The 11,834-nt window shown below is 56.5% G+C and carries 10 protein-coding genes; all 10 read right to left on the bottom strand.

The features are described from left to right. Positions 1-2: 2 nt before the first annotated feature. Complete coding sequence (gene mraY, locus ABLU87_RS05455) at positions 3-1,085, bottom strand: phospho-N-acetylmuramoyl-pentapeptide-transferase (protein WP_004098585.1); 1,083 nt, start codon at positions 1,083-1,085, stop codon at positions 3-5. Beyond that, positions 1,079-2,437, bottom strand: coding sequence for a UDP-N-acetylmuramoyl-tripeptide--D-alanyl-D-alanine ligase (murF, locus tag ABLU87_RS05460; RefSeq protein ID WP_122117004.1), 1,359 nt, complete (start codon positions 2,435-2,437; stop codon positions 1,079-1,081). The genes mraY and murF overlap by 7 nt, the downstream gene beginning before the upstream one ends. Continuing rightward, on the bottom strand, positions 2,434-3,921 hold the full coding sequence (murE, locus tag ABLU87_RS05465) for a UDP-N-acetylmuramoyl-L-alanyl-D-glutamate--2,6-diaminopimelate ligase (RefSeq protein WP_004098583.1): 1,488 nt from the start codon (positions 3,919-3,921) through the stop codon (positions 2,434-2,436). The genes murF and murE overlap by 4 nt, the downstream gene beginning before the upstream one ends. Next, positions 3,908-5,674: a peptidoglycan glycosyltransferase FtsI gene (locus ABLU87_RS05470; protein WP_004098582.1), complete on the bottom strand. Its 1,767-nt coding sequence runs from the start codon at positions 5,672-5,674 to the stop codon at positions 3,908-3,910. The genes murE and ABLU87_RS05470 overlap by 14 nt, the downstream gene beginning before the upstream one ends. Positions 5,675-5,689: 15 nt before the next feature. After that, entirely contained in the window at positions 5,690-6,055 is a 366-nt protein-coding gene (ftsL, locus tag ABLU87_RS05475) for a cell division protein FtsL (RefSeq protein WP_002888550.1), read from the bottom strand. Next, positions 6,052-6,993 (bottom strand): 16S rRNA (cytosine(1402)-N(4))-methyltransferase RsmH, encoded by a 942-nt coding sequence (gene rsmH, locus ABLU87_RS05480; RefSeq protein WP_004098579.1) that lies wholly within the window; start codon positions 6,991-6,993, stop codon positions 6,052-6,054. The genes ftsL and rsmH overlap by 4 nt, the downstream gene beginning before the upstream one ends. Before the next feature lies 1 nt (position 6,994). After that, entirely contained in the window at positions 6,995-7,453 is a 459-nt protein-coding gene (mraZ, locus tag ABLU87_RS05485; protein WP_009654608.1) for a division/cell wall cluster transcriptional repressor MraZ, read from the bottom strand. A 626-nt stretch (positions 7,454-8,079) separates the two neighbouring features. Further along, positions 8,080-9,084 (bottom strand): catabolite repressor/activator, encoded by a 1,005-nt coding sequence (gene cra, locus ABLU87_RS05490; protein ID WP_122117003.1) that lies wholly within the window; start codon positions 9,082-9,084, stop codon positions 8,080-8,082. 180 nt (positions 9,085-9,264) lie between these two features. Further along, positions 9,265-9,756 (bottom strand): acetolactate synthase small subunit, encoded by a 492-nt coding sequence (gene ilvN / locus ABLU87_RS05495; RefSeq protein WP_004098573.1) that lies wholly within the window; start codon positions 9,754-9,756, stop codon positions 9,265-9,267. A gap of 2 nt (positions 9,757-9,758) precedes the next feature. Beyond that, positions 9,759-11,483 (bottom strand): acetolactate synthase 3 large subunit, encoded by a 1,725-nt coding sequence (ilvI, locus tag ABLU87_RS05500; RefSeq protein WP_025106489.1) that lies wholly within the window; start codon positions 11,481-11,483, stop codon positions 9,759-9,761. Positions 11,484-11,834 lie beyond the last annotated feature (351 nt).

Consider the following 11,834-nt stretch of genomic DNA (forward strand, 5'->3'; position numbering starts at 1 on the left):
GATTAACGTACCTTCAGCGTCGCCAGGCCAATCAGCACCAGCATCAGCGAAATAATCCAGAAACGCACGATAACGCGCGGTTCCGGCCAGCCTTTCAGTTCATAGTGATGGTGAATCGGCGCCATGCGGAAGATGCGCTGACCGCGCAGCTTGAAGGAGCCGACCTGCAGAATCACCGAGAGCGTTTCCACCACAAATACGCCGCCCATAATCACCAGCAGGAATTCCTGGCGCAGCAGCACGGCGATAATCCCCAGCGCGCCGCCGAGTGCCAGCGAACCCACATCGCCCATAAAGACCTGTGCCGGATAGGTGTTAAACCACAGGAAGCCCAGGCCCGCGCCGACAATCGCCGTACAGACGATCACCAGTTCACCGGCGTGACGCAAATAAGGGATATGCAGGTAGTTGGCGAAATTCATGTTCCCGGTCGCCCAGGCAACCAGCGCGAAGCCGGCGGCAACGAATACGGTTGGCATAATCGCCAGCCCATCAAGGCCGTCGGTCAGGTTGACCGCATTACCGGTCCCGACGATAACGAAATAGGCCAGCAGGACGTAGAACAGGCCCAGCTGCGGCATCACGTCTTTAAAGAACGGCACCACCAACTGAGTCGCCGGCGTATCTTTACCCGCCATATACAGCGCAAAGGCGACGCCCAGCGCAATCACCGACATCCAGAAGTATTTCCAGCGGGCAATCAGACCCTTGGTATCTTTACGAACCACTTTACGGTAGTCATCAACGAAGCCGATGATGCCGTAGCCCACCAGTACCGTCAGCACGCACCAGACGTAGGGGTTAGATGGATAGGCCCACAGCAGAACGGAGACAACAATGGCGGTCAGGATCATGATCCCGCCCATAGTCGGCGTACCGCGCTTACTAAAGTGAGATTCCGGGCCATCGTTACGTACAACCTGGCCAAAGGAGAGTTTTTGCAGACGGGCGATCATGCGCGGGCCCATCCACAGAGAGATGAACAGCGCGGTCAGCAGGCTGACAATGGCGCGAAACGTCAGGTAGGAAAAGACGTTAAAGCCTGAATAATATTTGACCAAATGTTCGGCCAGCCATACTAACATGTTCCGTTCTCCTGTAATGCGCGTACTACCACTTCCATGGCGGCACTACGTGAACCCTTCACTAAAATGGTCATAATTTTATGTTCTGCGGTGAGCTCGCGCAGGCGGGTCACCAGCGCGGCCTTCTCGCTAAAATGTTCGCCAACGCCGCTGGCGCCGCTGATCTCTGCGCTCAACGTACCGACGCTCAGTACGCGATCGAGCCCGGCCGCTTTTGCCGCTTCGCCCACCTGACGATGGCACGCCTGGCTTTCCGCGCCGAGTTCGGCCATATCGCCGACGACCAGTACCCGGTAGCCCGGCATCTCAGACAGCACCTGTACCGCGGCGGTCAGCGAGCCGACGTTGGCGTTATAGGAATCATCCAGCAGCAGCTGGCTGTCGGTCAGCTGAATCGGGAATAGCCGCCCCGGTACCGCTTGCAGATCTTTCAGACCCGCTTTGATCGCCTCATGCGTCGCCCCCACCGCCATTGACAGCGCCGCGGCAGCCAGCGCGTTGGCGATGTTATGGCGCCCCGGCAGCGGTAGCAGTACATCAACGCTGCCCGTTGGGGTCTGCAGAGTAAATTCAGTCCCGTGCGAGGTCACATGAACGTTGGTTGCCGTGAAATCACTGTGGGCGGCGTTCGGCGAAAAACGCCAGGTTTTACGCTCGCCAATCACGCTTTGCCAGTTCAGCCAGTCATTATTGTCGGCGTTCATAATCGCGATGCCGTTGAGCGGTAGACCGGTGTAAATTTCGCCCTTGGCTTTCGCCACGCCTTCCAGAGAGCCAAAGCCTTCCAGGTGCGCGGCGGCCAGGTTATTCACTAACGCGGCTTCGGGACGGGTCAGACTAACGGTCCAGGCAATTTCCCCCTGGTGATTAGCGCCTAACTCGATGACCGCGTAGTCATGTTCTTTGGTGAGACGCAGCAGCGTCATCGGCACGCCGATATCGTTGTTCAGGTTACCTGCGGTATACAGCGTATTGCCGCACTGGCTCAGAATCGCCGCGGTCATCTCTTTAACCGAGGTTTTTCCGGAAGATCCGGTCAGCGCGACCACGCGCGCCGGCACCTGCTGACGCACCCACGCGGCCAGTTCGCCAAACGCCAGACGCGTATCCTGCACCACCACCTGCGGTAGATCGCAGGCCAGCTGACGGCTGACCAACAGTGCGCCCGCGCCGGCAGCTTTCGCCTGTTCGGCAAAGTCATGCGCATCAAAGCGCTCGCCTTTTAGCGCCACGAACAGGCAGCCCGCCGTGATTTTACGGGTATCGGAGGTGACGTCATCAATCGCCACATCGCGGCCGTGCAGCTCGCCATGCGTGATGCCGGCGAGCTGGCTGAGAGTCAAGCGAATCATGCTACCGCCCCCAGCAGACGCGCCACGGTGACGCGGTCAGAGTAATCGAGTCGGCGATTGCCGACGATTTGATAGTCCTCGTGGCCTTTACCCGCCACCAGAACGACGTCGTTTTCTTTCGCCTGCATCACCGCGTTAGTGACCGCTTCCGCACGACCTTCCACCGCCCTGGCATGGCCCGCGTCCAGCATGCCGGCCAGAATGTCGTTGATAATCGCCCGCGGCTCTTCGGTGCGCGGGTTGTCGTCGGTGACAACCACGATATCGGCAAACTCTTCGGCGATAGCGCCCATCAGCGGACGCTTGCCTTTGTCGCGATCCCCGCCGCAGCCAAATACGCACCACAGTTTACCGCGACAGTGCAGACGCGCCGCCTGCAGCGCCTTTTCCAGCGCATCAGGCGTGTGGGCGTAATCAACGACCACGGTCGGTTTACCCGGCGCGGCGAACACTTCCATACGCCCGCATACCGGCTGCAGACGCGCGGCGGTTTTCAGCAGATCGGCAAGCGGATAGCCCAGCGCCAGCAGGGTGGCTAAGGCCAGCAGCAGATTGCTGACGTTAAAGGCGCCCATCAGGCGGCTTTCGATCTCGCCGTTCCCCCAGCTGGAGGCAAACTGAATGGTGGCGCCGCTATCGTGATAGCTCACGGCGGTCGCTTTGAGCCAGCGGCCCCGGCAGTTCGGGTTAATGTGATCTTCCATCGATACGGCAACCGCATCCGGCAGCTTCGCCAGCCAGCGGCGACCGACTTCATCGTCCGCATTAACAATCGCCTGCCCGCAATGGTGGGTTGAGTAGAGCAGCCATTTCGCCGCTTCGTAATGTTCCATATCACCGTGGTAATCGAGGTGATCGCGGCTCAGATTGGTGAAGACCGAGGCGGCAAACTGCAGCGCGGCTACGCGATGCTGCACCAGCCCGTGGGAAGAGACTTCCATCGCGGCGAACGTCGCCCCCTGCCCTGCCAGGCCAGAGAGTACGTGTTGAACATCAACGGCCGAACCGGTGGTGTTTTCCGTTGGGATAACTTTCTCCAGCAGGCCATTGCCTACGGTTCCCATTACCGCGCTGGTTTCCCCCAGCAGCTGCGCCCACTGCGCCAGCAGCTGTGTCGTGGTGGTCTTGCCGTTAGTCCCGGTGACGCCCACCAGGCGCAGTTGTTCCGAAGGCTGATGGTAAAAACGCCCGGCCAGCGCGGATAAGCGCTCGTTGAGTTGGCTCAGATAGATAACCGGCACACCGTGCATCTCACGGATTTCGCCGTCATGGGCCTCATCTTTGGCCTCAGCAATAATGGCAGCAACACCTTGCGCTATCGCCTGCGGGATATAACGACGCCCGTCCGCCTGATGACCTAAAACCGCGATAAAAAGATCGCCAGAAGCAGCCACCCGGCTGTCCAGCGTCATTTCTCGCAGAATTCGCTCCGGCGCATTTGGCACCCACGGAGCGAGAAGGTCGCGCAAATTACGATCTGCCACCTGTTCCCTCGCCTTGATTAATCACTAATTCACTTTTTTCAGCCGTTGCCAGCGCATCCGGTTCAATGTTCATGGTGCGCAGTACGCCGCCCATGATGGCACCGAAGACCGGCGCGGAAACGGCGCCGCCGTAGTATTTACCCGCCTGCGGATCGTTGATCACCACCACCAGCGCAAAGCGCGGATGGCTGGCGGGCGCAACGCCTGCGGTGTAAGCAATGTATTTGTTGATGTAGCGGCCGTCGGGCCCTACTTTTTTCGCCGTACCGGTTTTAATGGCGATGCGATAGCCTTTGATCGCCGCCTTCACGCCGCCGCCGCCGGGCAGCGCCACGCTTTCCATCATATGAACAACGGTACGAACGAGTGATTCCGGGAAGACGCGCTCGCCCGGAACCGGTGGATCAACTTTGGTAATCGACAGCGGGCGATATATGCCGTAGCTGCCGATCGTTGCGTAGACTCGCGCTAACTGTAACGGGGTTACCATTAGCCCATAGCCGAAAGAAAAGGTGGCCCTCTCTATGTCAGACCACCGTTGTTTTTGAGGGTATAAGCCACTGCGTTCTCCGACCAACCCCAAATTGGTCGCTTTTCCGAGTCCAAAACGTGAGTAAGTATCTACTAACGCTGAGGACGGCATCGCTAACGCCAGCTTAGAAACACCGACGTTACTCGACTTCTGTAGTACCCCGGTCAGGGTCAATTCGCTGTAGCGCGCCACGTCTTTGATTTCGTGGCCGTTAATTCGATAGGGAATGGTGTTCAGTACGGTATTTTCGTTAACAATGCCGCGCTGAAGCGCCGTCATCACCACCATCGGCTTCACCGTTGAACCCGGCTCAAACACGTCGGTAATGGCGCGGTTACGCATCGTATCTTTGGAGGTACCCGCGAAATTATTCGGGTTGTACGACGGGCTGTTGGCCATCGCCAGCACTTCGCCGGTGTTAACGTCGACCAGAACCGCGGTACCTGACTCCGCTTTGTTGAACGCCACCGCATTATTCAGCTCGCGATACACCAGCGCCTGCAGGCGTTCGTCAATGCTCAGCGCCAGGTTATGCGCGGCCTGGCTATCGGTGGACGAAATATCTTCAATCACTCGACCATAGCGGTCTTTACGCACGATACGCTCGCCGGGCTGGCCGGTAAGCCACTTATCAAAGCTCTTCTCTACGCCCTCAATCCCCTGGCTATCGACGTTAGTGAAGCCAATGAGGTGAGCGGTTACTTCGCCAGACGGATAGTAGCGGCGGGACTCTTCCCGCAGATGAATCCCCGGCAGCTTCAATTTACGGATGTAGTCGGCCATATCAGGGTTCACCTGACGCGCCAGATAGATAAAACGCATCCGTGGATTGGTATTGATGCGCGATGCCAGCTGATCCAGCGGCATATTCAGCGCATCGGCCAGCGCCTTCCAGCGGTTGTCCAGGGTCACGCCCCCGGCTTCATGCAGCTCTTTCGGGTCAGCCCAGATAGCTTTTACCGGCACGCTCACCGCCAGCGGGCGGCCGGAACGATCGGTTATCATTCCGCGCGCGGTAGAGACTTCCTGCACGCGCAGAGAACGCATATCGCCCTGGCGTACCAGCATGTCCGGGCTAATCACCTGTAGCCAGGCCACGCGGCCCAGCAGGAAACCCAGCGCCAGCAGAATACAGCCGCACAGCAACGCAAAACGCCAACTGATAAAGTTGGCCTGTTCTTCCTGACGTTTTGCTTTTGGCGTTTTCGGCGCTGCTTTCATGCGTCGCAATAATCCTTATTTCTGTACAACGATATTTTCTTGTGATGGATCGACGTGCTGCATCTGCAGCTTCTCGGTCGCGATCCGCTCAACCCGACTGTGATCGCCGAGAGCATTTTCTTCGAGGATCAGGTTGCGCCATTCAATATCCAGCGCGTCGCGTTCCAGCACCAGCTGTTCGCGCTGCGCGGTTAAGAGGCGAGTATGGTGCGCCGTTGTCACCACCGTAATCGCCGTAATAATGATGCAAATGAACAGGCAGAGTGGCAGCTTCCCAAACCGCAGAAGGTCGTCTCCGATCACGCCAGGCAAAGCATGGCGCTCGTTGCTTCCTATCGACCCTTTCACCTTGCTTAGGGCTTCTGTCACTCTGCCGATCATGCGTTCGTCCTCTCTGCAATACGCAGAACTGAACTACGGGCACGAGGATTTTCAGCTACCTCTTTTTCGCCCGGCATCAACTTGCCTAATGCTCTTAGCTCACGGCCGCCCAGTTTTTTAAGCTGCTCTTCGGTCATCGGTAACCCTGCCGGAACCTGCGGACCGCGGCTTTGCTCGCGCATAAAGCGCTTCACAATACGGTCTTCCAGCGAGTGGAAACTGATGATTGAGAGCCGCCCGCCCGGGGCCAGCACGCTGAGCGAGCTTTTTAGCGCCTGCTCTATCTCCTCCAGTTCACTGTTCACCCAAATGCGCACCGCCTGGAAGGTACGGGTCGCGGGATGTTTGAATTTATCTTTCACCGGCGTCGCCGCCGCAACGACCTCCGCCAGCTCTTTGGTACGCGTCATCGGTTCGACGCGGTTGCGTTCGACGATGGCGCGGGCAATGCGTTTACCAAAGCGCTCTTCGCCGAAGGTTTTGATGACCCAGGCGATATCGGCTTCGTCGGCGGTTTGTAGCCATTCAGCGGCTGACTGGCCGCGCGTCGGATCCATGCGCATATCCAACGGACCATCGCGCATAAAAGAGAAGCCACGTTCAGCGTCATCCAGCTGCGGTGAAGAGACGCCAAGATCGAGCAGAATACCGTCGATCTTGCCGGTTAGATTGCGCTCGCCAACATAGTCGGCCAGCTGAGAAAAAGGACCATGAACGATGGAAAAGCGGGGATCATCGATAGTTTTCGCGACGGCAATAGCCTGCGGGTCGCGATCGATCGCCAGCAGGCGTCCCTCCGCTCCCAGCTGGGAGAGAATCAGGCGCGAGTGACCGCCGCGGCCAAAGGTACCATCAATGTAGATACCGTCAGGACGAATATTCAGGCCGTTAACGGCTTCATCCAGAAGTACCGTAGTGTGTTTATAATTTTCCATCATTTTACAAAGACAAATCCTGCAGGCGCTCCGACAGTTCCCCGGAAGCGGACTGCTCAGCGTCGATATCTTCCTTGACCCGTTGATACCAGGTCGTTTCGTCCCACAGCTCAAACTTATTGAACTGCCCGACCAGCATCACTTCTTTTGTCAGCCCGGCGTGTTGCCGCAGCACCGGGGCGATTAATAGCCTCCCGGCGCTATCCATCTGACATTCGCTGGCATGTCCCAGAAGCAAACGCTGTACGCGCCGCTCGGTGGGGTTCATGCTCGATAAACGCGATAATTTTTGCTCGATGATTTCCCATTCAGGCAAAGGGTAAAGCAGCAGGCACGGGTGATGGATGTCAATGGTGCATACCAATTGACCGGAAGCGTTCTCGATCAGCCCGTCGCGGTAGCGCGTCGGTACGGCCAGACGGCCTTTACTGTCGAGATTGACTAACGTTGCCCCACGGAACATGCCAGCCTCACCCCTTTTCGCCACTTTACCCCACAAATTCCCACAAGAAGGAGTTTACGGAGCGGAGGAAAAGCTTGTCAAGCCAGCACGGATGCCAACAGAGCTCAAAAACCCATTATTTACAGCCGATATTCGCCCTGAGGAAAAATCAACCAACAAACGAGGCAAATTAACGTTATGAATATCGGTAAGAAAACAACCAACAAACTTGTAACAGTTAAAGCAGCAAAATATCTTCGAAGGGAAAATATAAAGTGTCAGTTTGCGACGCGAGCGGCATTTTAGGCCATTCTGGTGACCGTTAACAGCACCAGTTTTCACAGGAGAGGTACTCTTACTGCGGGGTACAGCGCTTATCGCTACCATAATAGCGAGGAAATGAGTGTTAATTCAGCAACTCACCCGCTGAATGTAACAAAATAATACAAATAAATACGCTAATCCTTTTATGGGCTAATTAAACCGCGAAATAAATGGCGCGAAGAATAAAATTAAAAGAGATGTCAGGAAGATTAAGGATTTGTCTGAAAGATCCTTAACCCTGCAATTTTTGCGTCATCTCAGCGGATTATCGCCAGACGCGTCTCCGTCTGGCGAATGCTCTACGAATAATCCTGGTCACGCGCTTAGCGGCGATTCAGGCTGCCGCGACGATAAAGATTGCGCCGGATACGGCTTAACCCAGGTTTCGGCTTACGCGGTTCATCAAGACTGGCGAGCACGATCTCCAGCACGCGCTCCGCCACGTCGCGGTGGCGCTGGGCTACGGCTAAAACGGGACACTGGAGGAAATCCAGCAGCTCATTATCGCCAAAAGTGGCAATAGCCAGCTCAGAAGGCAGCTTCCCTTCCCGGCGCAGCGTGACGTCCATCACCCCCTGCAGCAGCGGAAACGAAGTCGTAAACAGCGCCTGAGGCATTGGATGCGTTTCCAGCCACTTTTCAAAGAGCTGCGCCGCGGCTTCGCGCTCGTAGCTGTTTGCATAGAGGAAATTCACCTCTCGCGGATCGTCCTTCCATGCCGTACGGAATCCCTGCTCGCGCAGGAAGCTCACCGAAAGCTCCGGCAGCGCGCCAAGGTACAGCACCGTTTCAGCCGGAAACTTACGCAATTCCGCACCGAGCATTTCAGCATCGTCCTGATCGGCGCCCACCACGCTGGTGAAGTGCTCTCGATCGAGCGCGCGGTCGAGCGCGACAATCGGGAACGGATCGTTAGCCCAGCGCTGATAGAACGGATGTTCAGGCGGTAATGAGGTGGAAACGATTATCGCGTCGACCTGACGCTGCAGCAGATGCTCAATGCAGCGCATTTCGTTATCCGGCTGATCCTCGGAGCAGGCGATCAATAGCTGATAGCCGCGCTGGCGCGCCTGACGCTCCAGGTAATTAGCGATGCGCGTATAGCTGGTGTTTTCCAGGTCCGGGATAACCAGACCAATGGACCGCGTACGTCCTGCACGCAAGCCTGCAGCAACCGCATTCGGATGATAGTTGTGCTCACGAACCACCGCCATCACCTTTTCAACAGTTTTATCGCTAACGCGATACTGCTTCGCTTTCCCATTAATCACATAGCTAGCGGTCGTTCGCGAGACACCGGCCAGCCGGGCGATTTCATCCAGTTTCACAATTGCCCCTTGGGTAATAAGTACAGAACATAACCATTCTTCAGGTATGGATTCGTTTTTATAACATCTAAGCGCAGAAAAGTAAGCGCAGCAACCGCTTTAGTCCACAGTTCCCACCGATTTCGCAAAAAAATAGCCCGACAGGCTGTGTCGGGCTATTTTTACGTCGGTTTCAGCGGCTCAGCGCATGATTTTGTCGCCGCGCGACAATCCGACTACGCCCGAGCGGGCGACTTCAACAATTCGCGCCACGTCGCGCAGCGAAGCCAAAAACGCATCCAGCTTATCGCTGGTTCCCGCCAGCTGAACGGTATAGATAGACGGCGTGACGTCGATAATTTGCCCACGGAAGATTTCCGTATTGCGCTTGACCTCATCGCGTCCATAGCCGCTGGCCTGGACCTTCACCAGCATAATTTCACGCTCAACGTGCGCGCCTTGTCCGAGCTCGTTAACGCGCAGCACGTCGACCAGCTTGTGCAGCTGCTTTTCTATCTGCTCAATCGCTTTCTCATCGCCAACGGTTTGAATCGTCATTCTGGATAACGTCGGATCGTCCGTCGGCGCTACCGTCAGGCTTTCAATATTATAACCGCGCTGTGAAAAGAGGCCGATCACGCGGGATAGCGCGCCCGATTCGTTCTCCAGTAATACTGATAATATCCGGCGCATAATCAGGTCCTCTCCGTTTTGCTCAGCCACATCTCGTCCATACCGCCGCCGCGAATCTGCATGGGGTATACATGCTCACTGCCGTCAACCGTTACATCAACGAAAACCAGTCGATTATTACGCACCTGCTCCAGCGCCTCAGCGAGTTTCGCTTCCAGCTCCTGCGGGTCGCTGATACGAATCCCCACGTGGCCGTAGGCTTCCGCGACGCGAGCAAAATCAGGCAATGACTCCATATAGGATTGTGAATGACGGCCAGAGTAAAGCATATCCTGCCACTGCTTCACCATCCCGAGGTAGCGGTTATTGAGGTTCAGCACCAGCACCGGCAGCTCGTACTGCAGCGCGGTGGAGAGCTCCTGAATATTCATCTGGATGCTGCCATCGCCGGTCACGCAAATCACCGTTTCTTCCGGCAGCGCCATCTTCACGCCCAGCGCGGCGGGAAGGCCAAATCCCATCGTTCCCAGACCACCTGAGTTGATCCAGCGCCGCGGTTTGTCGAAAGGATAATAAAGCGCCGCGAACATCTGATGCTGACCCACATCGGACGTCACGTACGCATCGCCGTGCGTCAGACGCCAGATGGTCTCAATTACCGCCTGCGGTTTAATCTTGCCGCTTTGCGTGTCGTACTGCAGGCAATGACGCGCGCGCCACTGCTCAATCTGCTGCCACCAGTCGCGGATTTCATCCAGCGGCTGCTGCGTCTCTTCATGGTCGAGCAGTTCCAGCATCTGTTCCAGCACCAGGCGGGCGTCGCCAACGATAGGCACGTCGGCAGGAACGGTCTTGGATATCGAAGTGGGATCGATATCAATATGCAGCACCGTCGCGTTCGGACAGTACCTGGCCAGATTATTCGTTGTACGATCGTCGAAGCGCACGCCAACGGCGAAAATCACGTCGGAATGGTGCATGGTCATATTGGCTTCATAGGTCCCATGCATGCCCAGCATCCCTAACGCCTGCTGGTGCGAGGCGGGGAAGGCGCCCAGCCCCATCAGCGAAGACGCCACCGGCAGCTTCAGTTTCTCAACCAGCGCAAATAGCTGCGGTTCACACTGCGCATTAATCGCCCCGCCACCGACGTAAACCACCGGTTTTTTGGCCGCCACCAGCGTCTGCAGCGCACGTTTAATCTGCCCTTTATGACCCGACGTCGTCGGATTATAAGAGCGCATGCTGACCGTATCTGGCCAGGCGTACGGCAGTTTTTTCGCCGGATTGAGAATATCTTTCGGTAGATCCACGACGACCGGGCCGGGACGCCCGCTGGCTGCCAGCCAGAACGCTTTTTTCAGCACGCCGGGAATATCTTCGGTTTGCTTAACCAGAAAGCTGTGTTTTACCACCGGTCGGGAGATCCCCACCATGTCGCACTCCTGGAAAGCATCGTAGCCAATTAAGGACGTCGCGACCTGGCCGGAAAGAATCACCAGCGGAATGGAATCCATATAAGCAGTCGCAATGCCGGTAATCGCGTTAGTCGCCCCCGGACCCGAGGTCACCAGGACTACCCCGACCTCGCCCGTTGCGCGCGCAAGGCCATCCGCCATATGCACGGCAGCTTGCTCATGGCGGACCAGTACGTGATCGATTCCGCCAAGGGTATGTAACGCATCATAGATATCGAGGACCGCGCCCCCGGGATAACCGAACACCTGCTTGACGCCCTGATCGACCAGCGACTGGACGACCATTTCGGCTCCTGACAACATCTCCATGGTTTGCCTCCCGGCTTATAGTTTTTAACGACAGCGGAATCCGATTTCCGCGCGCTCGCACAGGACGAAGCGCAAAAGCTTCGTCCTGAGGTGAATAGACTGCATGCCGTTACCATAACTGCTCGCTAACGGGCAGGCAATTGGCGACCGTCGGCACCTAAGAGCCATTAAAAGGATAAAAGAAAGGTTCGCAGCTAAAACACGGTGAAAAACTTCGGAGATAAGAAAATATGATAGTCAATGCTCGGGGAAAATAACCAACTACAGCAAATCATCCATTTTTTAACGGGCAGCGCCGGGGGCGGACAATCGCAAACAGAATAAAATTCTACGTTTAGTGATTTTTGTCAC

Origin of the sequence: Klebsiella sp. CB_Kp196 (genome assembly GCF_040061575.1) — a bacterium.
GTDB classification, from domain to species: Bacteria; Pseudomonadota; Gammaproteobacteria; order Enterobacterales; family Enterobacteriaceae; genus Klebsiella; species Klebsiella michiganensis.

Excerpts from the sequence above, each read along its gene's own strand:
- mraY (WP_004098585.1), bottom strand. The coding sequence starts at position 1,085 with ATGTTAGTATGGCTGGCCGAACATTTGGTCAAATATTATTCAGGCTTT.
- murF (WP_122117004.1), bottom strand. The coding sequence starts at position 2,437 with ATGATTCGCTTGACTCTCAGCCAGCTCGCCGGCATCACGCATGGCGAG.
- ABLU87_RS05470 (WP_004098582.1), bottom strand. The coding sequence starts at position 5,674 with ATGAAAGCAGCGCCGAAAACGCCAAAAGCAAAACGTCAGGAAGAACAG.
- ftsL (WP_002888550.1), bottom strand. The coding sequence starts at position 6,055 with ATGATCGGCAGAGTGACAGAAGCCCTAAGCAAGGTGAAAGGGTCGATA.
- rsmH (WP_004098579.1), bottom strand. The coding sequence starts at position 6,993 with ATGATGGAAAATTATAAACACACTACGGTACTTCTGGATGAAGCCGTT.
- mraZ (WP_009654608.1), bottom strand. The coding sequence starts at position 7,453 with ATGTTCCGTGGGGCAACGTTAGTCAATCTCGACAGTAAAGGCCGTCTG.
- ilvN (WP_004098573.1), bottom strand. The coding sequence starts at position 9,756 with ATGCGCCGGATATTATCAGTATTACTGGAGAACGAATCGGGCGCGCTA.
- ilvI (WP_025106489.1), bottom strand. The coding sequence starts at position 11,483 with ATGGAGATGTTGTCAGGAGCCGAAATGGTCGTCCAGTCGCTGGTCGAT.